General features: G+C 68.1%; 22 protein-coding genes and 1 tRNA gene. 4 read left to right on the top strand and 19 right to left on the bottom strand.

Translation table 11 applies throughout. The features are described 5' to 3' along the window. Positions 1 to 66: 66 nt before the first annotated feature. The gene (locus tag AB0L53_RS49250; RefSeq protein WP_364010715.1) at positions 67 to 1,056 is read right to left on the bottom strand and encodes an NAD-dependent epimerase/dehydratase family protein; all 990 of its coding nucleotides are present in this window, start codon (positions 1,054 to 1,056) and stop codon (positions 67 to 69) included. A 270-nt stretch (positions 1,057 to 1,326) separates the two neighbouring features. Between AB0L53_RS49250 and AB0L53_RS49245 the strand changes: the two genes are divergently transcribed. Next, positions 1,327 to 2,718: an ATP-binding protein gene (locus AB0L53_RS49245; protein WP_364010712.1), complete on the top strand. Its 1,392-nt coding sequence runs from the start codon at positions 1,327 to 1,329 to the stop codon at positions 2,716 to 2,718. On the opposite strand, the gene AB0L53_RS49240 is transcribed toward AB0L53_RS49245, so the two are convergent. The 5 genes from AB0L53_RS49240 to AB0L53_RS49220 all read right to left on the bottom strand — a co-directional run bounded on the left by AB0L53_RS49240 (position 2,675) and on the right by AB0L53_RS49220 (position 7,893). After that, positions 2,675 to 3,655, bottom strand: a complete 981-nt coding sequence (locus AB0L53_RS49240; protein WP_364010710.1) for a D-glycerate dehydrogenase — start codon at positions 3,653 to 3,655, stop codon at positions 2,675 to 2,677. The two genes, AB0L53_RS49245 and AB0L53_RS49240, sit on opposite strands and share 44 nt — an antisense overlap. Continuing rightward, a complete protein-coding gene (locus AB0L53_RS49235) occupies positions 3,652 to 5,091 on the bottom strand; it encodes an FGGY family carbohydrate kinase (protein WP_364010707.1) in 1,440 nt (479 codons plus the stop codon). Before AB0L53_RS49235 ends, AB0L53_RS49240 begins: the two co-directional genes overlap by 4 nt. A 7-nt stretch (positions 5,092 to 5,098) precedes the next feature. Beyond that, complete coding sequence (locus AB0L53_RS49230; RefSeq protein WP_364010704.1) at positions 5,099 to 5,935, bottom strand: hypothetical protein; 837 nt, start codon at positions 5,933 to 5,935, stop codon at positions 5,099 to 5,101. Position 5,936: 1 nt separating this feature from the next. Continuing rightward, a complete protein-coding gene (locus tag AB0L53_RS49225) occupies positions 5,937 to 6,986 on the bottom strand; it encodes an alcohol dehydrogenase catalytic domain-containing protein (protein WP_364010701.1) in 1,050 nt (349 codons plus the stop codon). Between the two features lie 91 nt (positions 6,987 to 7,077). After that, positions 7,078 to 7,893, bottom strand: coding sequence for a DeoR/GlpR family DNA-binding transcription regulator (locus AB0L53_RS49220; protein WP_364010698.1), 816 nt, complete (start codon positions 7,891 to 7,893; stop codon positions 7,078 to 7,080). A 256-nt stretch (positions 7,894 to 8,149) separates the two neighbouring features. Between AB0L53_RS49220 and AB0L53_RS49215 the strand changes: the two genes are divergently transcribed. Beyond that, on the top strand, positions 8,150 to 9,577 hold the full coding sequence (locus tag AB0L53_RS49215; protein ID WP_364010695.1) for an MFS transporter: 1,428 nt from the start codon (positions 8,150 to 8,152) through the stop codon (positions 9,575 to 9,577). A 154-nt stretch (positions 9,578 to 9,731) separates the two neighbouring features. On the opposite strand, the gene AB0L53_RS49210 is transcribed toward AB0L53_RS49215, so the two are convergent. Both AB0L53_RS49210 and AB0L53_RS49205 read right to left on the bottom strand, forming a co-directional pair. After that, entirely contained in the window at positions 9,732 to 10,742 is a 1,011-nt protein-coding gene (locus AB0L53_RS49210; protein ID WP_364010963.1) for an IS30 family transposase, read from the bottom strand. 635 nt (positions 10,743 to 11,377) lie between these two features. Next, the gene (locus AB0L53_RS49205) at positions 11,378 to 13,162 is read right to left on the bottom strand and encodes a bifunctional metallophosphatase/5'-nucleotidase (RefSeq protein ID WP_364010693.1); all 1,785 of its coding nucleotides are present in this window, start codon (positions 13,160 to 13,162) and stop codon (positions 11,378 to 11,380) included. A gap of 108 nt (positions 13,163 to 13,270) precedes the next feature. On the opposite strand from AB0L53_RS49205, the gene mshD reads away from it, so the two are divergent. Continuing rightward, positions 13,271 to 14,239 carry a mycothiol synthase gene (gene mshD / locus AB0L53_RS49200; protein ID WP_364010690.1) on the top strand — a complete coding sequence of 323 codons (969 nt, stop codon included), beginning with the start codon at positions 13,271 to 13,273 and terminating at the stop codon, positions 14,237 to 14,239. Here the strand turns inward: mshD and AB0L53_RS49195 are convergent. From AB0L53_RS49195 to dcd, 3 genes are all read right to left on the bottom strand, one after another. Then, positions 14,172 to 15,176: an inorganic phosphate transporter gene (locus AB0L53_RS49195; RefSeq protein ID WP_364010687.1), complete on the bottom strand. Its 1,005-nt coding sequence runs from the start codon at positions 15,174 to 15,176 to the stop codon at positions 14,172 to 14,174. The two genes, mshD and AB0L53_RS49195, sit on opposite strands and share 68 nt — an antisense overlap. A 5-nt stretch (positions 15,177 to 15,181) precedes the next feature. Beyond that, a complete protein-coding gene (locus AB0L53_RS49190) occupies positions 15,182 to 15,799 on the bottom strand; it encodes a DUF47 family protein (RefSeq protein WP_225294450.1) in 618 nt (205 codons plus the stop codon). A gap of 706 nt (positions 15,800 to 16,505) precedes the next feature. Next, complete coding sequence (gene dcd / locus AB0L53_RS49185; protein WP_364010684.1) at positions 16,506 to 17,081, bottom strand: dCTP deaminase; 576 nt, start codon at positions 17,079 to 17,081, stop codon at positions 16,506 to 16,508. A 99-nt stretch (positions 17,082 to 17,180) separates the two neighbouring features. Between dcd and AB0L53_RS49180 the strand changes: the two genes are divergently transcribed. Next, positions 17,181 to 17,251, top strand: a tRNA-Gly gene (locus AB0L53_RS49180). A gap of 105 nt (positions 17,252 to 17,356) precedes the next feature. Here AB0L53_RS49180 and AB0L53_RS49175 read toward each other — a convergent pair. From AB0L53_RS49175 to AB0L53_RS49140, 8 genes are all read right to left on the bottom strand, one after another. Next, positions 17,357 to 18,694: a site-specific integrase gene (locus tag AB0L53_RS49175; protein ID WP_364010681.1), complete on the bottom strand. Its 1,338-nt coding sequence runs from the start codon at positions 18,692 to 18,694 to the stop codon at positions 17,357 to 17,359. Then, positions 18,694 to 18,900 (bottom strand): helix-turn-helix domain-containing protein, encoded by a 207-nt coding sequence (locus AB0L53_RS49170; protein ID WP_364010678.1) that lies wholly within the window; start codon positions 18,898 to 18,900, stop codon positions 18,694 to 18,696. The genes AB0L53_RS49175 and AB0L53_RS49170 overlap by 1 nt, the downstream gene beginning before the upstream one ends. A gap of 11 nt (positions 18,901 to 18,911) precedes the next feature. Continuing rightward, on the bottom strand, positions 18,912 to 20,453 hold the full coding sequence (locus AB0L53_RS49165; protein WP_364010960.1) for a replication initiator: 1,542 nt from the start codon (positions 20,451 to 20,453) through the stop codon (positions 18,912 to 18,914). Positions 20,454 to 20,631: 178 nt separating this feature from the next. Beyond that, positions 20,632 to 22,041, bottom strand: a complete 1,410-nt coding sequence (locus AB0L53_RS49160) for an FtsK/SpoIIIE domain-containing protein (protein ID WP_364010675.1) — start codon at positions 22,039 to 22,041, stop codon at positions 20,632 to 20,634. Positions 22,042 to 22,127: 86 nt separating this feature from the next. Further along, positions 22,128 to 22,430 (bottom strand): hypothetical protein, encoded by a 303-nt coding sequence (locus tag AB0L53_RS49155; RefSeq protein ID WP_364010672.1) that lies wholly within the window; start codon positions 22,428 to 22,430, stop codon positions 22,128 to 22,130. Beyond that, a complete protein-coding gene (locus AB0L53_RS49150; RefSeq protein WP_364010669.1) occupies positions 22,430 to 22,702 on the bottom strand; it encodes a hypothetical protein in 273 nt (90 codons plus the stop codon). Before AB0L53_RS49150 ends, AB0L53_RS49155 begins: the two co-directional genes overlap by 1 nt. After that, complete coding sequence (locus AB0L53_RS49145; RefSeq protein ID WP_357958984.1) at positions 22,702 to 23,112, bottom strand: plasmid replication, integration and excision activator; 411 nt, start codon at positions 23,110 to 23,112, stop codon at positions 22,702 to 22,704. Before AB0L53_RS49145 ends, AB0L53_RS49150 begins: the two co-directional genes overlap by 1 nt. Before the next feature lie 294 nt (positions 23,113 to 23,406). Then, the gene (locus tag AB0L53_RS49140; protein WP_364010666.1) at positions 23,407 to 24,147 is read right to left on the bottom strand and encodes a GntR family transcriptional regulator; all 741 of its coding nucleotides are present in this window, start codon (positions 24,145 to 24,147) and stop codon (positions 23,407 to 23,409) included. Positions 24,148 to 24,739 lie beyond the last annotated feature (592 nt).

Genomic DNA, 24,739 nt, shown 5'->3' with positions numbered 1-24,739 from the left:
GGTGCGCCCGGGAACCGCGCTGCCCCAGAGCACCGGCAACTGCGGCTGCCCCAGCAGCAGCCGGGATCAGCCGTCGAGTCCCAGCAGCGCGGCCTCCACCTTCGGGTCCAGGCCGACCGGCGGCCGGTCAGGACGCATGGGCGCCCGCCCGCCGATGCTCCGCAGCCACGCCCACGTGTCGGCCACCGTCTCGGCCACCGGCCGGAACCGCAGCCCGGCCGCCACCGCCTTCGACACGTCACCCCGGTGCATGGTGTCGTGGTCCTCGCCCAGCAGCCAGATCGGCAGATCGGTCCACGGCTGCACGCCGGCCGCCAGGATCGGCTGCGGCTCCACCCACCGCAGCTCGGCCTCGGACTCGGTCACGTGTACGCAGGTCCGCAGTAGCTCCTCCATGGTGACGAATCCCGATGGGCTCACCACGTTGTAGGCCCCACCCAGTCCGTCCTTGGCCGCGTCAAGGCACCACTGGGCCATGTCGCGCGCGTCCACGTACTGCAGGGGCAGCTCGGCGGGTCCCGGCGCAAGCACCGGCCCGCCACGCGCGATCCTGCTCAACCACCACGGCAGCCGCCCGATGTTCTCGTGCGGCCCCAGGATCAACCCGGCCCGCGCGAGCAGGGCCCGCTCCCCGAAGGCCGCCACCGCCGCCAGCTCCCCACCGGCCTTGAACCGCGCGTAACCCACGTCATCGCCGTCGTCGGCCGAGGCCGCCACCAACGGAGCGTTCTCGTCGGCACCGGCCGCCGCCGGGTAGGTGTAGACGGACCGGCTGGACACGTAGACGTAGTGTCCCGCCCGCCCGGCCAGCAGCGTCGCCGCGTCGCGTACGGCGGACGGCGCCCACGACCAGGTGTCGACCACGACGTCCCACTCACCACGGTCGAGCGCCGCCAGCCCGCCCGGCTTCGCCCGCTCGCCCCGCAGCGCCGTCACCGTGGGCGGCGGGGCATGCGTGCCCCGGTTGAACACGGTCACGTCCCAGCCGGATGCGACAGCCTCCTCGACGAAGGCCCGCCCCACGAACTCCGTCCCGCCCAGCACCAGAAGCCTCATGGCCACCACCCTGCCGATCCCGGTCGCCGCCCGGTAGCCGTGCACGCCGACAGCGGAATCGCCGGCAGCGAAACCACCGACCGCGGAATCGCCGACAGCGAAACCAAGGCATCGCCAGCAGCGAAACCAAGGCATCGCCGACAGTGAAGTCCCTTACTCTCCGCGACAATTTAGCGCTGTAAAGGTAGATATATCAGCAGGTCAGTGTCAATGCTGTTCCTCGCGGCATAATGGGGAAGTGTCACAGATAGTGATGCTAGGGACCATGGAATGGTGAAAAGGATCTTCCCCTGCTCGATCCGGGCCCGCCTGACCATGGTCGCGACTCTGGTCGCGGCCGTGGTCTTCGCCGCCACGGTCGGCCTCACCCTGAGCACGTTGCCGGGCAACCTCCGCGGCGCCGTGCAGAATCGGGTGGAGCTGGCCGTACGACGAGTGGCCAACGACGCCCGGACAAAGGAGCTGCGCAGCCTGCTCCCGACGCCGGCCCGCGTTCCCCTCCTGCAGGTCGTCTCCTCCGAGGGCATCGTCCTCGCCTCCAGCCACAACCTGAGGGGTCAGCCCCCCATCGCGAACCTGCAGCTGCCCCAGCCGGAAACGATCTACGCCACCGAGATCGAGCTCACCGGCGACAGCGAGAGCGTGGAGCACGGATCCAAGTACCTGGTCATGGCCATGCAGTCGCGGACGTCGTACGGCCTGATCACCGTGTACGGCGCGTCCTCGCTGAGCGACGTCAACCGGGCACTTGGGTGGCTCTATGCCCTGATCTTCCTCGGTACCCCACTGATGCTGCTCGGCGTCGCGGGCATCACCTGGGCCGCGGTCGGCCACACCCTGCGCCCGGTCGAGCGCATCCGAGCAGAGCTGGCCGAGATCACCGGGCACGACCTGAGCCGCCGGGTTCCCGTGCCCGGCGCCGGGGACGAGATCTCCAACCTCGCCGTGACCACCAACGACACCCTCGACCGGCTGGAACGCTCCGCCGAGACGCAACGCCGCTTCGTGGCCGACGCCTCGCACGAGCTCCGCAGCCCCATCACCGCGCTGCGCACCCAGCTGGAGGTGGCCAGCGCCTACCCGGACGACACGGACTGGGCGTCGACGGGCGCCCGGGCCCTGAAGTCAGCCGACCGTCTGACGGACATCATCGAGGAGCTCCTGATGCTGGCCCGCCTCGACGCGGGCGCCGTCATCGAATGGCACGTCGTCGACGCCTGCCAGCTGGCGGAGGAGCAGGGGCGGCGCCGTGCGGGAGGCGACATCAGCGTCGTCACCCACGTGATGGGTACGGCCCCTGTCATGGGCTCCCGCATCCAGCTGGACCGGCTGCTGACCAACCTGCTCGACAACGCCACCCGGCACGCCACCACCAGGATCGACCTCCAGGTGGCGGTCAACCATCGAGACCGGACCGTCGACATCACGATCACCGATGACGGGGCGGGCATCGCGGCCGACGAGCGCGAGCACGTCTTCGAGCGCTTCACCCGCCTGGCCGAGGGCCGGGCCAGGGACAAGGAGGGCAGCGGACTCGGCCTGGCCCTGTCGAGGGAGATCGCCCAGGCGCACCGGGGGACCCTGACGATCACCGACCACTATCCAGGCGCCCAGTTCGTCACCCGTCTGCCGTTGTACCTGGATGGAGATTCACCGGTGTGAGCGGTTCGCGCCCGTCCAGCACGGCCGCGACGTTCGACACCGACAGGTGGCACATCCGCTCGCGGGTCGCCGTGCCCGCGCTGCCGATGTGCGGGGTGAGCACGGTGTTGCCGAGCTCGACCAGCGCCGGGTTCACCGCCGGCTCGCCCTCGAACACGTCGAGGGCCGCCCCCGCGATCGTCCCCGCCCGCAGCGCCTTCACCAGTGCTTCCTCGTCGACGATGCCGCCACGAGCGGTGTTGACCAGGATCGCGGTGCGCTTCATGCGGCCCAGGGCGTCGGCGTCGATGAGGTGGCGGGTGGCCGGGGTGAGCGGGCAGTGCAGGCTGACCACGTCGGCGCGCTCCAGCAGCTCGGGCAGCTCGACGAACTCGACGCCCCGCTCATCGTCCTCCGGCAGCGGCGAGGAGGTGGGCGTGGCCAGGATCTCCATGTCGAACGCGCGGGCGCGCCGGGCGACGGCCCGCCCGATGCGGCCGTAGCCGACCACGCCGAGCGACGTCCCGGCACTGAGATCGAGCCCGAGCAGCATGCGCGGCCCCCAGATCCACGGAGTACGCTCCCGCAGCAGCCGGTCGCCGTCCAGCACGCGACGCGCGGCGGCCAGGATCAGCGCCATCGTCAGGTCGGCGGTGGCTCCGTCGAGCACCCCAGGGGTGTTGGTGACTTGGATCCCGCGCTCGGTGGCCGCAGGCACGTCGATGTTGTCGTAGCCGACCGCGGTGTTGGCGACGACCCGCAGCGACGGGCCCGCCGCGTCGAGGAACTCAGCGTCGATGCGCTCGGTGAGCGTACACACCACCCCCTCCGCGCCCGCGGCCAGGCGCAGCAGCGTGGCGCGGTCGGGCGGGTCCTCCTCGCCGCACACCACGGGTCGGCCGAGCGAGCGCACGAGCGCCATGGCGGCGTCGGTCAAGGTGCGGGTCACGTAGATCATCGACTCTCCTCGCTCATCGGGGGTGCCGTGGGGGTGGGGCGGCCCACGATCCTGCCCCAGGTCTCGCCGTACGACTCCCAGCGCGCGGCGACGACGTGCGCCCATTCGGGACGCGGGTCGATGCGCCGATACGGCGGCGCGGGGAGTATGACCCCGTCCGTCCCCTCGGCGGCCATCGCCGCGGCTCCCATCGCGGGCAGGTACGTCTCCTCCACGAGATGGACCGGCCGTCCGAACAGGTCCGCCACGATCCCGGCGTAATCCAGCGAGCCCACCATAACGACATGATCGGAGTCGCCCAGCATCAGGCGGACCGCGAAGGCCACTCCCTCGACCGCGCCCCACGCCGCCGACCAGGCGTCGGTATCGGGCAGGTAGCCGAGCAGGGCGGTGCGCGGCCGTTCCAGCCACAGCGGGCCGCGCTCGGGCGTCACATGCGGGATGAACACGGGCGCCGCTTCGGCCTGCGCGATCGTGGCCGCTCCGGCTCTGGCGATCAGCTCCTCCACCGCGTCGCCGTAGCCGAGCAGCCGCGCCGCGACCGACAGAGCCACGCCGCCGTTGGTCGCGGAATGCCACAGCCATCTGCCCGGCCGTACGTCCGCGCGCTGCAACACCCGCGGCGCCCGATCAGGTACGGCGGAGCTCCGCGTGACCACATGCGTCGTGCCCACCGTGTACAGCGGCGCGCGAGACCCGTGGATGTCGAGCAGGCAGGCGGCGGCCGCCGTGTCGGCCGCCCCGGTAACGACCGGGATGCCAGGGCGCAGCCCCAGCTCGGCGGCGGCCTCGGGCAGGAGGGTGCCGAGGGGCGACAGCGACGGGACCACCGGCGGCAGGACGTGCCTGGGCACCCCCACCAGGGCGGCGAGGTCGTCGATCCAGTCACAGCCGTCGGTGCAGGCGAACAGGCCGCTGTAGGAGGCCTGCGTGGGGTCGATCGCGTCGCGGCCGGTCAGCCGGTGCCCCAGCCACGTGCCGACGAACCCCATCGTGCGCGTACGCGCCAAGGTCTCCGGCTCGTGCTCGGCGAAGAACCGCCAGGCCAGCCCCATGGCGGTGGCCGGAAAGGCGGCATTGCCCACCAGGGCGGCCGCCTCCTCACCGCGTGCCTTGGCGTACGCCTCCACGAGGTCGGGGAGCGCGGGATGGTCCCAGCACAGGCCGGGCGCGACGGCGTCGCCGGCGTCGTCGAGGGGGATCGCGACCGGGCAGTGCACGGCCAGGCCCACGGCGTCGGCGCGGGTGGCGTCGCCCAGATCGTGGCAGGCCAGCCGCACGCTGCGTGCCCATTCCGCCGTGTCCACCCGGCCCCGCGCCTGCCGGTGAGCGGGACGGTGGTCGGCGCGGCCTCGGGCGAGCACCCGGCCGGCGCCGTCGACCAGGACGGTCTTGGTCGCCGACGTGCCGAGGTCGATCCCCAGATAGGTGGCCATGTGGTCCCTACTTCAGCAGCTCCGCGGCCTTCTCCGGCTCGACGTCCTCATGGACGACCGCGCGGAGGGCACGCACCATCTTGCCGGGATCCTCCGCGCCCCACACGTTCCGGCCGAAGGTGACACCGCGCCCGCCCGCCTCGATCACCGAGGCCGCCTGCCGGAGCACCTGCAACGGGCTGTCGGCCTTGGCGCCGCCGGCGGCCACGACGATCGCGGGCGTGCCCTCGACGATCTCGCGGAAGGTCTCCGTCGAGCCGGAGTACCAGGTCTTGACCACGTCGACGCCCAGCTCGGCGGCTGCCCTGGCGGCGTACAGGATCGCCTCGACGCTGCCCTTCCTGTCCTCCCACAGCTCCCCGCTGGGGTAGGCGTGGCAGACCACGGGCAGCCCGACCGCGCCGGCGCTCTCCACGACGCTCGACAGCAGTTCGAGGTCGCGCGCCTGGTTGGAGGACCCGGCGCTGATGCCCACGGCGACCGCCTCGGCGCCCAGGCGGATCGCGTCGGACACGCTGGCCACGACCGCGTCGTAGTGGGCGTGGAAGTCCACGGAGAACGTCGAGGCCTTGAGGATCCACGGGATGCGGGTGGGATTGTGGGCGATCACGTGCCCGGCGATGCCCTTGAACATCGTCACGGCGTCGGGACCCGCCGCCGCGATGCCGTCGTACGTGGGTGCGATCCCGGCCAGGCGCGGGGCGACGCCACGCGGCACCGCCTGGTCGAGGGCCACGGTGACCGTCCGGCCCGTGGCGCCGAACAGCCGGCGCAGCCGGATCGTCCGGCCCAGAGCGCTGGTCGTGCCCGTCGGGTTGATATCGAGTGTGGCGTAAGCCGTCATGTCAGTCCTTCCAAGGAGATATGCCGACGCGAAGGTCGCGGCCCGAAGCGGCCAGGTCGATGGCCTTGGCCATGTCGTCTATCGGGAACTGGGTGCCGACCAGGTCATCCACCCTGAGCTCGCCCGCGGAGATCATTTCGGCGATCTTCGTGAAGCCGTCGAGCCGGCAGGAGGAGGCGCCCACCACGGACCACTCGTTGTAGTGGATGTCGTTGGCCGGGATCTCCAGCACGCTGCCCTCACCACCGAACCCCGCGAACATGCTGACCCTGGCACCGGGCGCCAGACAGGCCAGGTAGGGATGCACGGCGTCGAGCCGCCCCACGGCGGCGATGAGCACGTCGACGCCCGCCCCGCCGGTCCACTCCAGCACGTCGGCCGCGGCGCCTTCGCCGGGGGACAGGGCGAGCTCGGCACCGGACGCCAGCGCGGCCTCGCGCCGCTCCGGGATCGGATCGACCGCCACGACCCGCGGGACGCCCAGCTCCCTGGCCAGCCGTACGTGCATGAGCCCCAGCGGCCCGCACCCGCTGACCAGCATGGTCTCCGCGCCCGGCGCGCCGGCCAGCAGCTGGCCGTTGTAGGCGCAGGCCAGGGGCTCCACGATGGCGGCCTCCGCGGCGGACACACCGGGCACGGGCACCAGGTTGCCCGCTTCGACCGCCTGCGCGGGCACCCGGACGTACTGGGAGAAACCGCCGGGCAGTTGGTAGCCGAAGGCGACCCGGTTGCGGCAGATGTTGCCGCGGTCCTTGACGCACGCCACGCAGGCGCCGCACGGCACCAGCGGATAGACCGCCACCTGGTCCCCGATGGACAGCCCGGCCGGCAGGGCGCCGGCCACCTCGGCGATCGTCCCGGCGAACTCGTGACCCATCACGGTGGGATAGGTGACGTTCCGCTTCTTGGTGCCCTGGTAGATGCGGATGTCGGTGCCGCACACGAGGGAGCTCTCCACGCGGACCAGGACGTCGCCCGGCTCCAGCGCGGGCCGCTCGACCTGGGACACGTCCAGGCGCTCTGGGGCGCGCAACACTGCCTGTTTCATCATGGCCTCTCGCTCTGTGGGGGTCGGTTGTCGCTGCCTGCGGGTCGGTGGGAGGGCGGTCGTCGCTGCGTGCGGGTCGGTGGGAGGGCGGTCGTCATTGCCTGTCGGCCGGTGAGAGGTCCGTCGTCGGGCAGACCACGATCCGCAGGTCGCCGCCGCTCGCCGCGCGCAGGGCGGCCAGCGCCTCGGGGTCGGCCCCGTCGTCGGTGAGGAGCGTCCAGGGCCGATCGATCGGCGACCAGTAGGAGCTGGCGTCGTCCAGGAGCTTGGCGGAGTCGGCCACCACGACCAGCCGGCGCGTGTGCTGGCTCATCAGCGTCTTCAGCGAGCTCTGCTCGAAGGTGCGCGAGGCGATGCCCCGGGTGGGATGCACGGCGTCGGCGCCCAGGAAGGCGATGTCCGCGTACAGCCCCCTGACCATCTCCTCGGCCCCCGGACCCGTCATGGTCTGGTTGATGCGGCGCAGCCGCCCGCCCATCACCACGACGTCGACGCCCTCCTCCTCCACCAGCGTGTTGACCGCCCCGAGGCCGTTGGTGAAGACGGTGAGCCCGGACTTGCCCAGCAGGTAGCGGGCCAGCCGCTCGGTGGTCGTGCCGGCATCGAGCAGGACCACCTGGTCGTCCTCGACGTACTCGGCGGCCTGGCGGGCGATCGCGTCCTTCTGCCGTACGTGCTTCATGCGGCGCTGGCGTACGGAGATCTCGGTGGTGCCGCCACCGAGCACCGCCCCGCCGTACGTCCTGGTGATGCGGCCTTCCTCGCGCAGCTGGGCGAGGTCACGGCGGACCGTGGCGAGGGAGACGTCGAGCGTCTCGCTCAGCCGTTCCACCTCTACGGTGCCGTCCGTGTGGGCGGCGAGGAGCTCCATGATGCGCTCGCGGCGCGCCCTGCTGGGCAAACGGCTCACCGTGCACCACCTTCTAGATGATTGAATCGGTCATTTTGATGATTGTATCGAGCAGAGTTGCTTGTCAAGTCTCTGCGCGAACCGCTCATTGATATGAGCGTTTAACTCGGAATGACGCCCCGATTGCGCGTTTGTTTCCAGGTCTTGACAGCGAGGTTGCGTGTAACGAGCATCCTGTTAACCACACCACAGCACGGCAGGCTCTGAGCGAAACGATCAAATGGGCGCCGTGCCGTAATCTCGCGAGGAGGTCAGCATGGTGAAGCACGAGACCGCCGCAGCGCCACGATCACCGGCTCCCGACAGGGGCCGGGCAACCCGTGTGCGGTGGGTGGTGGCGGCCTTCTGCTTCGGCGGACTCGCCATCAACTACGTCGACCGGGCCGCGCTCTCCGTCGCCCTGCCCTTCATGACCCAGGACCTGAGCCTCACCCCGACTGAGCAGGGGCTGATCCTCAGCGCGTTCTCCTGGACGTACGCGGTGATGCAGCTGCCCGCGGGCTGGCTCATCGACCGGTTCGGCGCCCGGATCATGTACGGGGCGTGCGTGCTGTGGTGGTCGGTGTTCACCGGGCTCACCGCGCTGGCAAGCAGCTTCGGCGTGCTGCTGGGCTTCAGGCTCGGCCTCGGCATCGGCGAGAGCGGCGCCTATCCGGCCAGTGCCAAGGCGGTGTCGCTGTGGTTCCCGCCCAGTGAGCGGGGGAGGGCGACCGCTTTCTATGACAGTGGCGCCCGCATCGGGTCCGCGCTGGCGGTGCCGATCATCACGGCGATCATCGCGGGGTTCGGGTGGCATGCGGCGTTCGTGGTGATGGCCGCTCTGGGGGTGCTGTGGACGATCGGATGGTGGTCGTACTATCGCTCACCGAAGTCTCACCCCAAGCCGAACGCCGCCGAACGCGCCCACATCACCGGCACGTCTGCCGTTACCTCGTCCGTTACCTCGACCGGCACGTCTGTCGACACCTCGTCCGTTACCTCGCCCGGTGCCTCCGGTGGCGCCTCGACCGGCGCGTCCGTCGGTGCCACGGCCCGTGCTTCGGCCGGTGCTTCTGCCGAGCCGGAGCGGCGTGGGAACGTGGCGTGGTTGTTGCGGCACCGCGTGGTCTGGGGCATGATCGGCGGCTTCTCCTGCCTGAACTTCGTGGTCACCTTCTTCCTCACCTGGTTCCCGAGCTACCTCGTCCAGGATCGCGGCTTCGACCTGCTCAAGCTGGGCTTCTTCGGCATGATCCCCGGCCTTACGGCCGTCGCGGGTGGCTGGGCGGGCGGGATCGCCGGTGACTGGCTGCTCAAGCGCGGCTGGAGCCTCACCAGGGCCAGGAAGACCTGCCTGGTGGCGGGCATGCTGCTGAGCTCCACGGTCGCGGCCGCCGTCCTGGTGGAGAGCGCCGCGCTGGCACTGGCCCTGCTGAGCATCAGCTACGCCGCGATCGCGTTCGCCATCGTGTCGCTCTGGTGCCTGCCCGCCGACGTCGCGCCCGCGCACCAGGTCGCCACGCTCGGCGGGCTGCAGAACTTCGCGGCCAACATCGCCAGCGCGCTCAGCCCGATCGTCATCGGCGCCCTCGCCCAGGCCACGGGGTCGTTCGTGGTCCCGCTGCTGGTGACCGGTGTGGTGGCGGTGCTCGGCGCGCTCTGCTTCGGCCTGCTGATCCGCAAGGTGGAGCCGATCGCCGGCTGACAGTCAGGCGAAGAAGAGCGTCAGGCGAACGTCGGGCGGAAGAGAGCGTCGGGCGGAAGAGAGCGTCGGGCGGAAGAGAGCGTCGGGCGAAGAAGGAAGAAGGGCCCGCTTCTCGTTGGCGGTTTCAAGGGGTCGTTGCAACACCGCTGGTGTTTTAGGTGGTCAGTAGATCACGCAAGCGCTCGGCTGGGGTGTCCCAGTCGAGCGTTTTGCGTGGACGTCCGTTGAGTTCTTGGGCGACGTGTTCCAGGTCCTCGGGCCCGTAGACGCTCAGATCGGTGCTTTTGGGGAAGTATTGCCGGAGCAGGCCGTTGGTGTTCTCGTTGGTGCCGCGCTGCCAGGGCGAGTGTGGGTCGCAGAAGTAGACGGCCATGTCGGTGGCCATGGTGAACTGCTTGTGCTGGGCCATCTCGCAGCCCTGGTCCCAGGTCAGTGACCCGCGTAGGTGGGCCGGCAGGGTCGACATCGTCTGGATCAATCCGTCGCGGACCTGCTCAGCGTCATGGCCGTGGGGCAGGTGCACCAGCATGGTGTAGCGGGTGGTCCGCTCGACCAGGGTGGCGATCGCGGACTGGTTGTTCGCGCCGATGATCAGGTCGCCCTCCCAGCGGCCGGGCACGGCACGGTCTTCGACCTCGGCGGGCCGGTCGGCGATCATCACCATCTCGTCGACGAACCGATGCTGCCGCTGCCCTGGCTGGCGTTGCGGTTTGCGGCGGGTCCTGCCGGTCCGCAACGCTCTTTGAACCTCGCGTTTGAGGCCGCCGCGGGCCTGAAAATACAGGGCTTGGTAGATCGTCTCGTGGCTCACGCGCATGCTCTCGTCATCGGGGAAGTCCTTGACGAGCCTGTGGGAGATCTGCTCGGGAGACAACTTCCGTTCCAGACCTTGTTCGACCTGCTCACGCAACACTCTATGGTCGACCAGCTTGCAGGTCTTGGGGCGGGCCCGCGCGGCGGCAGCGGCCCGGTGAGCCCGGTGCGGCGGGTAGACACCCTCGAGCGAGTGCCGAGCGATCTCACGCGAGACCGTCGACTTGTGCTTGCCGATCCCCTCAGCGATCTCGGTAACCGTCTGCTTGTTGATCAACCCGTCGGCGATCGCCAGCCGGTCGGTCAACGACAGATACCGGCTATGAACCTCGGCCTCGACAGGATCGATCATGGAAGCCTTGTAGCGGGCACCCGAGCCCGAGTCCACAACCGTGCCGTCGGGATAGACCCGTGTGTTGTTGGACTTGCGAACACCCCTGCGCCAGTCCCGTCCGGTACGTGGATGTACGCCCACCTCCCGCGCAGCCCGCGCCGATGGCCAACCCTGCCCGATCAGCTCCAGGAACCGCCGCTTGGCCGCTTCCTTACCCGCAGGCCTCGCCTCGGCCGCCATCACCCCGGCACCGACCAGGACCCGCCGGGCAGCCCCATGACTCAACCCAGCGGCGATCGCCGCCCGGTTGACGCTCCCCGACTCCGCGAAGACCGCGAGCACCCGCTGGCGATGCTCGTCGGTCACCACGGTCTTGGCACGCCCCGTCCCCCGACCATCCGCCCGCAAGATCGCATACGCGCGCGAACTCGGCAGGCCCAACGCCGTCGCCGCCGACCACACCGAAACCCCGGCATCGACCAGCCTCAACAACTCATCGCACTCACGCGATGACCCCTCCGACAACGACATGGTCGTCGCAACTCCTCAGATCGAGGTGTTGCGACGACCACATGAACCCGAGGTTCCGAAGCGGGCCCTTCACATGAGGAGGGGCCCGCTTCCGCGTCAGAAGCAGGCCCTTCGCTAGTTCGCTACGGGGTTACGGTGATGCGGGTCGTGGCGGGCGGGGCGATCGGGTTGTCGCGGCCCAGCTGGTCGACGAAGGCGTCGATGTCCAGCGGCCCGCTCCAGAGGTCCGTACCGTCCTTGAAGCCGAGGAAGGCGTCACCGCCGCCGACCAGGAAGTTGTTGGCCGCGACCCGGATCGTCTGCGCGTCCGTCACCGCGACGCCGTCGATCTTCATGTTCGACACCTTGGACCCCCACGCCGCGCCGCTGCTGTAGGTGTAGGTGAAGTTCGCCGACGGCTGGAGGATCTTGGTGAACGGCTGGGCGTTCGGCCCGCCGGTGAACTGCTGCTCCAGGACCGTCTTGAGCTGCGCGCCGGTCAGCGTCACGACCTGCATCAGGTTGTTGAACGGCTGCACGGTGAACGCCTCGCCATAGGTGACCACGCCGTCGCCCTCGCCCGCCGCGGAGCCGGCGAAGGTGAGTGAGGCCCGAACACCACCCGGGTTCATCAGGGCGATCTGCGCGTTCCCGCCGGTCTTGGTGCCGGCCAACTGGCCGTCGGCGATGAGGTCGCCGAGCGCGGACTCGCCGCTGGGGGCCGCGGTGTTGGTGATGTCCGCGGTGATCCGGCCGACGGGCCTGTTGGCGACCGGGGCGACCCGGTCCTTCCAGGTCTGCACGAAGGCGGAAATTTCGGGATCCGGGGTGACCGTACGGGTCACGACCTGGTTGTCCGCCACCACCGAGGCGCGGTCGATGTCCCGCGTCTTGACGTTCACGTTGAGATCGACCTTCGTGATGACGCGGCCGAACGAGCCACCCTGCGAGTACAGGCGGTCCTGACCTGCGGGGTCCTTGACCTTGCACAGGTACGCCTGGTGCGAGTGGCCGCTGAGAATCACGTCGATCTCGGGGTCGACCTGCGTGGCGATGCGGTTGCCCGCGCCCGGGACGGCGCTGCAGGCGTCCGGCGACTGGCCCGCCGTCACCTGGTCACCCTCGTGCATGAGTACGACCTGGGCCTTGACGCCCACCAGCTTGAGCAGCTTGGACGCCAGGTTCGCGGCCTTGACCTCGTCCACGAACTTGAGGTTCTTGATGCCCTCGGCGGTGACGATGTTCGGGGTGGTCTGGGTGACCAGGCCGATGAAGCCGATCGGCACGCCGTTCATCCACTTGACGCTGACCGGCGGCAGGGCGGGCACGCCCCAGTCGCTCATCAGCTTCTTGACCTGGCTCTGCTGCGCGCCCAGCGCCGCGAGCGCGTCGGACTTCTCGTTCGGGTTCTTGAACAGCACGTTGGCGCCGACGTAGTCGTACTGGGCGCCCTTCCACGTGCCGGCCGGCGAGCACCCGTCCACCGGGTGGCAGCCGCCCTTCATGATCCGGCGCAGCTCCGTGTATCCCTCGTCGAACTCGTGGTTGCCGACCGCGGCCACCTTGAGCCCGAGCTTGCCCATGAACTCGACGGACGGCTCGTCGTGGTAGGCCGCCGAGATCAGCGGGCTCGCGCCGATCAGGTCGCCCTGGGCCACCGCGATCGTGTTCTTGTCGCTGAGGGCCTTCATGTGCGTGGCGACGTACGCGGCGCCGCCCGCCTCGACGGTGGCGCCGTTCTCGTCGACCATCCGGCCGGAGGAACCGGTCGGGGGTTCGAGGTTGCCGTGGAAGTCGTTGAGCGCGAGCAGCCGTACCGGAACGGTCTTGGGTGCCTTGCTCGCGTTCGCGGGGGCGGTCGCCGCGGCGAACCCGCCCGCGGCGACGGCTCCGGCCAGCACTAGCCGGAGGAGGGAACGTGGGGTCATGGCCTAAGACGTTACGGCCGGAACCTATGCAGCCAATGTCGCAAAGGTAACGATTCATCGGCCCGCCACATGGCGTTATTTGCCAGCAGTACCCCTAGAGTTCGGACTGTGACAGCGCACGTGGAGATCAGACAACGACTTGATGACCGCGAAATCGCTCAGGTGCTCGGCGTGGTGGACGCGGCGACGGAGGCCGACGGCGTCCGCCCGCTCAACGAGCATGTCATGCTCCACCTGCGCTATGGCGGTGATCCGCAGGCCCGTTCCCTGCTCTTGTACGACGACGATGAGGCTTTGGTGGGCTATGCCCACATAGATCCCACCGACGAGGTAGAGGGTCCTAGCGGCGAACTGGCCATCCACCCCGCCCGCCGCCGGAAGGGGCACGGCACGCGGCTGCTGCGGGCCGTACTCGAGGTGTCGGGTGGCAGCCTGCGCCTGTGGGCGCACGGCGATCATGAGGGCGCGGGCGTCCTGGCGGCGTCGGCGGGGTTCGAGCGCGTGCGCTCGCTCTGGCAGATGCGCCGGTCCCTGTCCACGCCGCTGCCCGCTTTCGAGATGCCTGAGGGAGTACGGCTGCGCACCTTCGTACCAGGTCAGGACGAGGAGGCGTGGCTCAAGGTCAACGCCGCGGCCTTCGCCCACCACCCCGAACAGGGCGCCTGGACCGCGAGCGACCTGCGCCAGCGCGAGCAGGAGCCCTGGTTCGACCCGGAGGGCTTCTTCCTGGCCTTCCGCGGCGAACGGCTGGCCGGCTTCCACTGGACCAAGATCCACGGTTCGTCCGAGCACGGCCACGAACCGATCGGCGAGGTGTACGTCGTCGGCGTCGACCCCTCCCAGCAGGGCACCGGGCTGGGCAAGTCGCTCACGCTGGCGGGTCTGGACCATCTACGCGCGCGTGGCCTCGCCCAGGCGATGCTCTACGTGGACGAGGCCAACACAGCGGCGATCCGCCTGTACGAGTCCCTGGGCTTCGACCGCTGGGACGTCGACGTGATGTATGCCGTTATTCCACCACCCAGTGCAGGGCAAAGTAGGACACAGCGGCCACCAGAGCCGCAGCCGGAATCGTAAGGATCCACCCGGTCACGATGTTGCCCGCGACGCCCCAGCGCACGGCCGAGAGCCGCTTGGTGGCGCCGACGCCCATGATCGCCGAGGTGATCGTGTGCGTGGTGGAGATGGGCGCCCCGAACCCGATCGCCGCCGTGTACAGGACCACTGCCGCCGCGGACTCGGCGGCGAAGCCCTGCGGCGGGTCGAGCGCGATGATCCGGCGGCCCAGCGTACGCATGATGCGCCAGCCCCCGGAGTACGTACCGAGCGAGATCGCCCCCGCCGACGCGAGGATGACCCACTGCGGGATCTCCGACCCCGGATTGATGTATCCGCCGACGACGAGCGACAGGAAGATGACGCCCATCGTCTTCTGCGCGTCCTGCAGACCGTGGCCGAGCGCCATCGCCGCGGCCGAGACGGTCTGCGCGTAGCGGAAGCCGCGGTTGGTCTTGCCAGGCTGGCTGTTGCGGAAGATCCAATAGATTGCGATCATGATCGCGCCGGCCAGCGTGAACCCGAGCAGCGGTGACAGCACCATCGGGACCACCACCTTTTCCAGCACACCGTCCCAGTGCACGGCGCTGGCCGATGCGAGCGCCGCGCCGACCAGGCCGCCGATGAGGGCGTGGCTGGAGGAGGAGGGCAGGCCGAAGTACCAGGTGATCAGGTTCCAGCAGATGGCGCCGATGAGTGCAGAGGCCACGATGACCAGGCCATGCGAGCCGTCCGGCGCGTCGATGATGCCCTTGCCGACGGTCGCGGCGACCTGGGTGCCCAGGTGGGCGCCGATGAAGTTCATCGCGGCGGCCATGAACAACGCGGCCCTGGGAGTGAGCGCGCGAGTCGAGACCGAGGTCGCGATGGCGTTCGCCGCGTCGTGGAACCCGTTGGTGTAGTCGAAGGCCAGTGCGATGACGACCACGCCGATGACGAGGGCGAGCGAAAGGTCCACAGAGGTTAGCTTTCCTTGACCGCGATCGACTCGACCGTGTTGGCGACGTGCTCGAAGGCGTCGGCCGCCTCTTCGAGCGCGTCGACGACCTCCTTCATCTTCATGACCGTCAACGCGTCGTACTCACCGCTGAACAGCTTGGCCAGCAGCCTTCTGTAGACCTGGTCACCCTGGTTCTCCAGCCGGTTGACCTCGATCCAGTACTCGTTGAGGTTCTTCATCGACCGCAGGCGCGGCATCGCCTCGGCGGTCAGTTCGGCGGCCCGCTCCAGCACCTCCACCTGGCGGACGACGTCCTTGGGGAGGTGGTCGATCTGGTAGAGCACGATGAGATCGGATGCCGCCTCCATGGCGTCCATCACGTCATCGAGGTTCGAGGCGAGGCGATAGATGTCCTCACGGTCGAACGGAGTGATGAAGCTCTCATTGAGGCGGTTCATGATCGCATGGGTGCGTTCGTCCCCGGCGTGCTCGCAGGCGCGCATCTTTTCGGCCAGGGTTTCCCTGTCCGATCCCTCACTAATGATCTCGACCAATAGACGGGATGCCGTGACCAGGTTGTTCGCGGAGTCGGCGAACAGGTCGTAGTAGCTGTCCTCACGTGGCGTGAGACGCAGGCGCACGTCGTTCTCCAGATGTGCGGGGATGGTCCGTGGTAGAGAGTACGGGTTACCAGGAGAAATGCGAACTTCATGTCCCCTTCTCCTACTGGCTACCCTCCGTATGGTGTGCGACACCGGGGCAGTTGGTACTTTGGTTGCCCTTTTTCCACGGCGGGGTGGGGGAGACTTGGCCGTGGGTTGCGGTCACCGCTTGTCCAGTCCATCTTGGTGACATTTCCGGACCACCGCTAGTCCGGTCGTGGGTTGTTGGGGCGTGTCTTCGGACGTCTCGCGGCTTCGGACGTCTTGTGTCTACTGACAGGCGCATCGCCGCTGCTCATAGGTCGGACGCTGGAGACGCGCTGCTCTCCGCAAGCCGCCCGCCAGCTTTCAGAGGCGCCCCCGCCGGCTACCCGAGGCCCGTCAGTACTGCGGGGGACGCCCGCCAGCCATCTGAGATACGCCCGCCAGTTTTCCGAGGGCCACCCGCCCGAGAGGCCCATCCGAGGGAACACCCGCAGGCCAGGTGGTCCGTCGGGAGACGCCCGCCGGCTACTCGAGGGGACCTTGCCAATTGCCCGAGGGGCGCCCGCTGGCTTCCCGCAAGCCGCCCGCCAGTACTTGCGGGGACGCCCGCACCCCAGGCAAGCCCAAACAGCACAGCACAGCTCGCCCTCAAACACCCCAGAGCATCCGACCTTCGTCAGAGACCTTCATCGGACCATCATCAGATCTTCGTCCGATGGAAGTTCCGGAACGACCGGGAGGGCGTCGGCCCCCGTTGCCCCTGGTACCGCGACCCGTACTTCGACGACCCGTACGGATGCTCAGCCGGCGAACTCAACCGAAACACACACAGCTGCCCGATCTTCATCCCCGGCCACAGCTTGATCGGCAACGTGGCCACATTGGACAGCTCCAACGTGACGTGCCCACTGAACCCCGGATCGATGAACCCGGCAGTCGAGTGAGTCAACAGCCCGAGCCGCCCCAGCGAACTCTTCCCCTCCAGCCGCGACGCCAAGTGATCAGGCAGGCTGATCACCTCGTACGACGAGGCCAGCACGAACTCCCCGGGATGCAGAATGAACGGATCATCCCCTTCAGGCTCCACCATCCGCGTCAGATCCGGCTGCTCAACGGACGGATCGATATGCGGATACCGATGATTCTCAAACACCCGGAAGAACCGATCGAGCCGGACGTCGATACTGGACGGTTGAATCATGTCCCGATCGAACGGATCGAGGGCCAGCCGTCCCGAGTCGATCTCGGCCAGGATGTCGCGGTCAGATAGCAGCACGCAGAGCAACCTACCGCGTGCCGGTGGGAAACTCGGGGGGCACGGCTGGCTGATGTGGGCCGAGTTTCCGCTAGAGTGGTGGTCGCGGCTACGGCCGATGCGGGTGTAGTTCAATGGCAGAACATCAGCTTCCCAAGCTGACAGCGCGGGTTCGATTCCCGTCACCCGCTCTCATAGCGAAAGCCCAGGTAGACCGATCGAATCGGTGCCTGGGCTTTGATCTTGACTAGGGTTATTGATCTCTGCGTGCCATTAACGTGCCATTAGGTCTGCGATCAGCCGACCGGGGCGAGCACGCCAGGCGGGTCATCCTCGTCGTCTTCGCGTGCCCGTTCGTGCCCGATCAAGTGCTTGTCGATCGCTTCCGTGATCACCTTGTCAGCGCCTCTGACGGCGTGCTGGTAGATCATCGCGGCCCTGACGTTGTCGTGACCCATCCTGGCCATCAGGTCCTTGAGCCCAGCCCCGGACTCTGCGGCGATCATGTTCCCGGTGTGGCGGAGATCATGAAAGTGCAGACCAGGAAGGCCGAGCGCGCGTACGGCCTCCGTCCAGCCGGACAGCTTGTTGAAGCCGCTCCGCCGCATTGGACCGCCCTTGATGCCCGCGAACACGAGAGCGCCGTGTTCCGGCTTGACGAAGATCTGCAGGTGCTCCTGGAGGGCCGGGATGATCGCCTGCGGGACGCCGACCACGCGCCGGCCAGCCTTGGACTTCGGCGGCCCGAGTACCAGCTCCCCTGTGGAGCGCTCGACGTAGGCCGCCTTGATGCGAACCGTTCCGGCGTCGAGGTCGATGTCACTGCGGGTCAGTGCGGTGATCTCACCCCATCGCAGGCTCGCGAAGGTGGCCAGCAGGACGAAGGCCCGGAAGCGCCGGTTGTGAGTGCCGTCGGCCTGCCCTTTGTCGAGCATCTTCCAAAGAACCTGCTCGGCCGCTGCCCGTGTGGTGAAGACCTCGGGATGCGTCCGCATCTCGCCATGCCGCTGGAACCGGAGCCGGTACGCCTTGCCGGACTTCCGGATGTTGCCGACAGGGCGACGCCCGATCGCGTCGGCCAGGGCGAAGACCTGAGACACGGTGAGGACGGGCCGTTCCTCCGCCTTCTCGTCACCGGCCCCGCGGATCCTGCACGGGTTGCGCGAGATGATCCGGTCGTCTTCGGCTGCGGTCATCAGGACGGCGCGCAGCAGCCGGTAAGCCTTGGCCGCCATGCTGACCGAGACACCCTTGCTCAGAAGATCAGCACGCCACTGCCGAATCATCGCCGTCGAGAGCTTCCCGAGGGGGACCGCGCCGAGGTGCGGGGTGATGTGCTTCTTGAGCAGCCAGCGGTACAGGTCCACCGTCCTGGGCCGCAGGCCGGGGCGCTGGTCGATCCAGATTGCCGAATACTCAGCGAGCTTGATCTTGCTCCGCTCCGGATCCGTCCACTCACCGGAGAGGATCTGTCCCTCGATCAGGGTGAGCGCCCTATCCGCATCGCCCTTGCGCTCGTAGGTGTCTTCTCCGGTCCTGATGCGCCCGTCCGGACCGGGGTAACGGATCTGGAACCGGCCAGAGGGCAGCTTCCGGATGTTGCCGAAACGGCGATGGTTGTCCTTGTTCGCCATCAGGCGGCCCTCCCGGTTGCGTCGAAGGTCGTCATGGGCGCGACGGTGCCCGCGACGACGAAGGTGATCAGCGCTGCCTCACGGATGCGGACGTGCCGCCCGACCTTCACGAACTCGATCCGGCGTTCGGCGATCAGTCGGCGGACGAAGCGAACCGAGGTGCTGAGCAGTTCGGCCGCTTCCGGGACGGTGAACAGTTGGTCCAAGGTCGCCTCCTTCAGGCCGCTTGCCGAGTTGCCGAAAGATTTTGTTCTTCGAGTCGTCGCAGGTGAGCGCGCCAGCGTTGGCGCTCTGCGACGGATCGAAGCAGCCGGACGCCGATCGGGGCGAGATCGGGATCACCGGCCTTGATGGGACGCCAGACGTACCGGTGCGGGTCGGGTGTCTCGTCCGGTTGCCCGAGAGCTTCAAGCACCCAAGTGCGGCGATCCTGCTTGTGTTCTGCCAGCGTCTTGTTCGACCACTTCCGGCTGACCAGGACGCGACGGCCCGCGTAGCCGAGGTGTTCGGGCTTGTGCGCCTTGGATCGGCAGTGGCCGGGCACCATCCCGGCTTTGGCGCCTTTGGGCTGCACGCCGTACCGCAGCCAGTTTGGGCAGGTGGGCGAGCACGGCTCGTAGCGCAGGGCATCGACGAAGCGGGCTGCGTGCTGCCGGTGTGCCTGTCCGTCCAAGGTCTCGCCGAGGCTCTTGGTGAGGTACTTGGACAGGTACCGGATGCACTGGTCAGCGTCCGGCGACCCGGCGAGCAGGCCCTTGACGTCCACTTGATCGCCGAAGCGGATCACGTGCATGGGCTCGTCGCCGAGCTGGTCGAGAGCTTCGTCCCAGGTGGGCAGGACCTCGCCCGTGTCAGGGTCCAGATAGCCGATGCCGTCGCTCCAGACGGGCAGGCGCTCGCCCTCGAAGCGTGCTTCGTCGGCCTGGGGCCACCAGACCTGGTGATAGGTGGCCGCCGCTATCTGCTTGATCTCAGCGCGCGGGAGGGTGCCCCGGATGGCCATGTGCAGGTGCGGCGCGAGCCGCTTCTGAGGCTCCACAGTGGCGAAGTACTGCACGTCATAGCCCGCCACCCGCCGCAGGTTCTGCACGAACCGGTCCACGAGCTTGGAGAAGTGCAGCGCATCGCGGGCCGCCCGCACGTAGTCGTAGCTGTCAGGATCGACGGGCGCGCCGTTCATGACCTTGCCGTAGCCGGGCAGGGTGAGCGTGACGAACAGCGAGGGCCGGTAGGTCTTGCCGTCCGCGGCCTCGAAGGTCCGCCCCAGCGTGGTGTTGGCCATCTTCTGCTTGGGCAGGTCCGGTGCGTCCTGACGGCGCTTGGTCGAGCGGACCCGCTTGGAGGCCGTACGACCCAGCACGTTCCCCCGCATCCCAGCCTCGTTGATCTCGATGTCGAGCCCGGTGAGCACGGCGTCCAAGTCGGTGGTGTCACCGCCGGCCTTTTCCTCGGTGTCCCGCTTCGCCTGCATGTCAGCCCGGAACTCGACGAGCCAGCGCTGTCCGTCGGTCGGCTCGTCGGGCGTGATGATCGGTTCCTCATCGAGGTGCCAGCCCTCACGACACTGGGCCATGCGGAGCTGCCGGTTGCGCTTCGCGCAGGGAGGGCACTTGCTCTCCAGCGGTGAGCCGCACGGGACATCGACGACCTCTGTCTTGCCGGTGGTCATGTCGAGCCGCTTGAGGGCGATGGGGCGGATGCAGACGCCGTGCAGCTTGGCGATCTCCTCGGCCACATCGCGGGCGAGCGGTTGAGCCATGCGGACAGCGCGTGGAGTCTTACGGTCGGTCAACGGACCTCCTCTCCGATCTCGGGGAAGATGAGCGCGGTCTGTCCGCACTCGCGGCACTCGACCAGGCCACGGAGCGGGTCGAGCCACAGGACATTGAGAGCGCCGCAAGCAGCGCACCGCAGGCCATCGAGAAAGTGAGCGAGCGTCATTCGGCCTCACCGACCATCGCGCGGATGTCCTCGTCGGAGACGTACGCCGCCCGGACGCGAATCGGATCTGGACTGGTCTCAAGCCGGACGTAGCCGACGCCAGCGCCCCTCTCAGGACGAGGAGAGATCAGGTCGGCCAGCGCGCCGCGATCTCTCGCCCCGTCGCCGAGAACCATGTCCACTTGCTCCGACTCGTCGAGCCGCAGAGCGATCTTGTCGGGGAAGAGGTTGCGGATGTTCATGACCTCCTTGCGCGGGTCCTGAAGAGCCGCCAGGACGCCGAAGCCGACCGCGCGCCCCTGGGTGGTCAGCGTGGCCAGGGCAGCGGAGATACGCTGCCTGAGCTGCTTGTCGGACTGGTACGCGGTCAGGAACGCCACCTCGTCGACCACGACCAGAACGAATGGATGGTCGAGGGTCGGCATGTGCGAGCGTTGCGCCCCGGCGAAACGAGCCGCGCGCTTCTGCATGACGCTCACGGCCTCGTCGAGCAGGTCAGCACAGTCAGCGGGATCGGCCGCGTACCGACCGCCGAAGAGCGCCTTGCCGTACGACAGCTCCATCAGCTTCGGATCGAGCGCCCAGACCTCCACCAGGCCCGCCCGCATGGCAGGCAGGAGCCCACGCACCGCTGACCAGATGATCGAGCCCTTGCCCGCCCCGGTGGCACCAGCGACCAGGACGTGAGTCCCGTGCACCCGGAGCAGCCAAGGAGAGCCGTCCTCCTGCTTGCCGACCTCGACCGGTCCCACGGTCGGTCTATCTGAAACGGGAAGTGCCGGTATCGGCGTGGCCAGTGGATCACGGCGTGGGAAGGTCAGCACGAGGCGACCGGCCTTGGCCACCGAGACCCGGCATGACTCCGAGCCGAAGCCATGGGAAAGGTTCTCGATCTTGTCGGTCCAGTCCTTGACCGCCTGGCCGTCGAGCATGCGAACGGTAACCCGATCGGCCCACGAGCCGCAGGTGACCTTGACCAGCCGTGGAACGTACTCCCGCCCGCGTATGTGCCGTGCCAGACCGGAGACGGTCATGACCGGCTGCCAGTGTCGCCGGTAGATCCAGAACCAGCGTGCGAACGCCATCAACCGCCAGCCGACCCACCGCGCGAACGTGGGCCTGTCGAGGATCGCCCAGGCGAGCAGCCCGGCGAGGACCGGAGTGACGAGCAGCAGCGGGACGCGCCAGCCGTACGCGAAACAGAGCGCGCCCGGAACGGCGGCCACGGTCAGTGCGAACGGATGCCGCCAGATGAGGCGAACCAGACCGGCGACGAACCGCGCGGTGAAGATGATCAGAGTAATGATCGCCGGGGTGTGGACCACGGCCGGTTTGAAGGCCACCGCCGTGTCAGGGGTGGTGGAGACGATGCGGTGCGGCTCGTCGCCGGGCAACCTCTTGAACATTAGGGTGAAGTCCTTCCAAGCATGTGGTGTGTGCGGAAGACCGAGGGGCCGCCGGAAGTTGCCGCTTCCTGCGGCCCCGCTGAACATCAGGCCGCCTCGTCCGCGGTGGCCTTGGCTGTCTGCTCGGAGTGCAGCCGCTCGCAGTCAGCGAGGTATCGAGCGGCGGCGTTGAAGATCTCTTGAGCGACGGTGAGGTCCTGATCGGTCACCGGTCCCGCGGGCGAGACGGTCACCGAGGCGTCCGGGGTGTCCAGGTCGAAGCAGGGCTTGCTGCCGTCGCCCAGCCAGGCGCGAGCCCGCAGCTCCACCGAGTTGAAATAGACGCCGACCCGTGAGGGCTCGCCAGGACGCATGGACACCGTGACGTAGGTGTACGGGTTAAAAGTCATCAGCCCGCCACCCCCAGCCCGTTCGGCAGGCCGTGGAACATGCGCTCCACCGCGCCGGCGAACATCGCGGCCTCACGCGCCAGACTCCGAGTGAACTCGACGTCGTCGAGGGTGACGTGATCGTTCGCTGAGGTGGTGACAAGCACCTGAGTGCCGCCGAAGACCAGCCCCAGGACGGGCGATCGCAGTGGATACGGATAGTTGCGCACGTCGGCGCCCTGACCGGCCTTGAGATTGATCGTGCTGGCCGGGAAAGCCTTACGCCGCCCCATCACGCCGCGTCCTTGGTCGCGGTCGCCTTGGCAGCGGGACGAGGAGCGCGCATCTCGCGAACCTTGATCGAGTACGCCAGCCGCCCGGCCTGGTTGACGTACGGCGTGACCGCCATGTGGTCGAAGTCCACCGGCGTGAACGGCAGCCCCGGCATGGGAGCCGGAGGAACCGGCTGCACCGGGTTGAGGATCTTCACGGCCACCGTCTTCTGAGCGGCCTTGAGCGACGGGTCCGCGTCCATGACGGTGACCTGCCAGACGAGCTCGCCCGTCTGCTTGTCGCGGGCCTGGACGAAGCGCCCGTTGGTCGAGGCGTCGAAGTCCTTGACGGGCTCGACCTCGCCAACGATGTAGCAGCCGTGAGGGAAGACCATGTCGAACGTGACGGGGATGGGACCTTGCAGCGCCATGAGGCTTGCTCCTAGCTTGTCGTCTTGTCGCTAACTCGTATTGTCGAGTTGTCTTGAAGGTACCCATGGGTCGACGACTTGACAACACGAGTTAGCGGGAAATCTTCAAGATCTTTTTATGCGTCCGACAAATCAGCCCATAAGTCATTGCGACAAAGTGCGGCGATCGGAACATAACCGGCAACGGGCCTGACATAGGCTCACAAATTAGGAAAATAAAGCCCTAGAGCGAATAATCATCCTAAATGTGGCTGAGCGTAGGGCAGCAAGAAGGTCGCAGGAACGGGCTATGAGCTAGAGCGAATATGAGTCTTCTAGCTCGTGAAGGTCGCCGGGCAGCACCAAGTCCACGACAAGTACGGGCCGCCCTCCGCCATTGAACACACTCGCCAGCACCCCGAGGACTGGCGTGGTCTTGCGGATCTCCATGAGCTTGGCCTCGTCGGCCGAGGGGTGTCGGGCACTCAGACGTTCGACGACGTGTTGGAGCTTGAGACCCTTGCTTGCCGCGAGATGCTGCCTGATGCCGGCTGACAGTGGCGCTGCCTCGCTGAGCTGCGTGCCATCGGCGTGATGTGCCGGGCACCAGACGGTAACGAGGTCGGTGGGCTGCTCAGCGTCGCGAAACAGGACGCGACGCCGTACCACGGGAGACCCCTCGGGCACGTCAAGGAGCTTCGCCACCGAGGCGGTCGCGGTGAGTGGTCCGGCGTCAACGACCGAGCAGTTCTCCTCGGCTTCCACTCGATCTAGGACAGCCCGCCCAGGCCGGGTGCTCTGATCCGCCGAGACGGGCGGAGTCGCCCTTACGAAGGATCCCTTGCCGTGCTCCCGCTCGATGATGCCCCGAAGCTGGAGGACTTGGAGCGCCCGCACGACGGTGGGACGGCTCACCCTGAACTCACGGACAAGCTGAGTCTCGGAAGGCAGCAGAGAGCCCGGGGGATAGGTTCCGTCCGCGATCTTCTGCCTGATCGCCTGCACGATCTGGGCGTACTTCGGCGGTGCGAACTCTTCAGACGACATGACGACCATCCAACAACTCGACTTGTCGTTAAGTCTAGTTCGAGTTGGACGGCCTGTCTTCCTCTCGGGCGAGGAAACGTTCGGCATGGTGGGGGACTATCTGACTGCGCAACAGACGTCCCCCACCAACCGAGACGCGACGGCCACGGGCACCCGGTATAAGCCCACCGTCACGCCTGCTTTATCGAGCCCCGCCGTCGAGCAGGGCTAGCCAGACACCTTGTGCCTCGCCCAACCGCCATCGGTAGGTCTCATGGCTCTGCACCGACCCGTGGCTCCGCTGAGTTCTGCGGATGTAGGCCTGACCGGCTGCGTGGCAGAGCTCGTACACCGTGTCCACGCAGTCGCAGGTCCAGGCGGCCACACGGACGCGGTCCTCCGCCTTGAAGGGGTCTCGCCAGACCAGGCGCATGTGATCCGGACGGGGAGGAGCGACATGGAAGCTGACGCAGTCGGCAATCAGGCTCACGACATTGCCCCTGCCTCGCCGGTTCCGTTGCATCGCCAGCAGTCGTCTCGGTGCCGCTCGCCGGAAGAGGCGTCAGCGGAGTTCTCGGCCGCCACCAGGACGCGGCGCAGGCTCACGTACTTCCAGCCCCGC

Origin of the sequence: Nonomuraea sp. NPDC052129, from assembly GCF_040680095.1 — a bacterium.
In the GTDB taxonomy this organism is placed as follows: domain Bacteria; phylum Actinomycetota; class Actinomycetes; order Streptosporangiales; family Streptosporangiaceae; genus Nonomuraea.
This window is presented reverse-complemented; position numbering and strand designations above follow the sequence as displayed.

Bases quoted from the DNA above. Each gene is read 5' to 3' on its own strand.
- AB0L53_RS49250 (WP_364010715.1), bottom strand. From the start codon at position 1,056: ATGAGGCTTCTGGTGCTGGGCGGGACGGAGTTCGTGGGGCGGGCCTTC.
- AB0L53_RS49245 (WP_364010712.1), top strand. From the start codon at position 1,327: ATGGTGAAAAGGATCTTCCCCTGCTCGATCCGGGCCCGCCTGACCATG.
- AB0L53_RS49240 (WP_364010710.1), bottom strand. From the start codon at position 3,655: ATGATCTACGTGACCCGCACCTTGACCGACGCCGCCATGGCGCTCGTG.
- AB0L53_RS49235 (WP_364010707.1), bottom strand. From the start codon at position 5,091: ATGGCCACCTATCTGGGGATCGACCTCGGCACGTCGGCGACCAAGACC.
- AB0L53_RS49230 (WP_364010704.1), bottom strand. From the start codon at position 5,935: ATGACGGCTTACGCCACACTCGATATCAACCCGACGGGCACGACCAGC.
- AB0L53_RS49225 (WP_364010701.1), bottom strand. From the start codon at position 6,986: ATGATGAAACAGGCAGTGTTGCGCGCCCCAGAGCGCCTGGACGTGTCC.
- AB0L53_RS49215 (WP_364010695.1), top strand. From the start codon at position 8,150: ATGGTGAAGCACGAGACCGCCGCAGCGCCACGATCACCGGCTCCCGAC.
- AB0L53_RS49210 (WP_364010963.1), bottom strand. From the start codon at position 10,742: ATGATCGATCCTGTCGAGGCCGAGGTTCATAGCCGGTATCTGTCGTTG.
- AB0L53_RS49205 (WP_364010693.1), bottom strand. From the start codon at position 13,162: ATGACCCCACGTTCCCTCCTCCGGCTAGTGCTGGCCGGAGCCGTCGCC.
- AB0L53_RS49175 (WP_364010681.1), bottom strand. From the start codon at position 18,694: ATGGCGAACAAGGACAACCATCGCCGTTTCGGCAACATCCGGAAGCTG.
- AB0L53_RS49165 (WP_364010960.1), bottom strand. From the start codon at position 20,453: ATGGCTCAACCGCTCGCCCGCGATGTGGCCGAGGAGATCGCCAAGCTG.
- AB0L53_RS49160 (WP_364010675.1), bottom strand. From the start codon at position 22,041: ATGTTCAAGAGGTTGCCCGGCGACGAGCCGCACCGCATCGTCTCCACC.
- AB0L53_RS49155 (WP_364010672.1), bottom strand. From the start codon at position 22,430: ATGACTTTTAACCCGTACACCTACGTCACGGTGTCCATGCGTCCTGGC.
- AB0L53_RS49150 (WP_364010669.1), bottom strand. From the start codon at position 22,702: ATGGGGCGGCGTAAGGCTTTCCCGGCCAGCACGATCAATCTCAAGGCC.
- AB0L53_RS49145 (WP_357958984.1), bottom strand. From the start codon at position 23,112: ATGGCGCTGCAAGGTCCCATCCCCGTCACGTTCGACATGGTCTTCCCT.
- AB0L53_RS49140 (WP_364010666.1), bottom strand. From the start codon at position 24,147: ATGGTCGTCATGTCGTCTGAAGAGTTCGCACCGCCGAAGTACGCCCAG.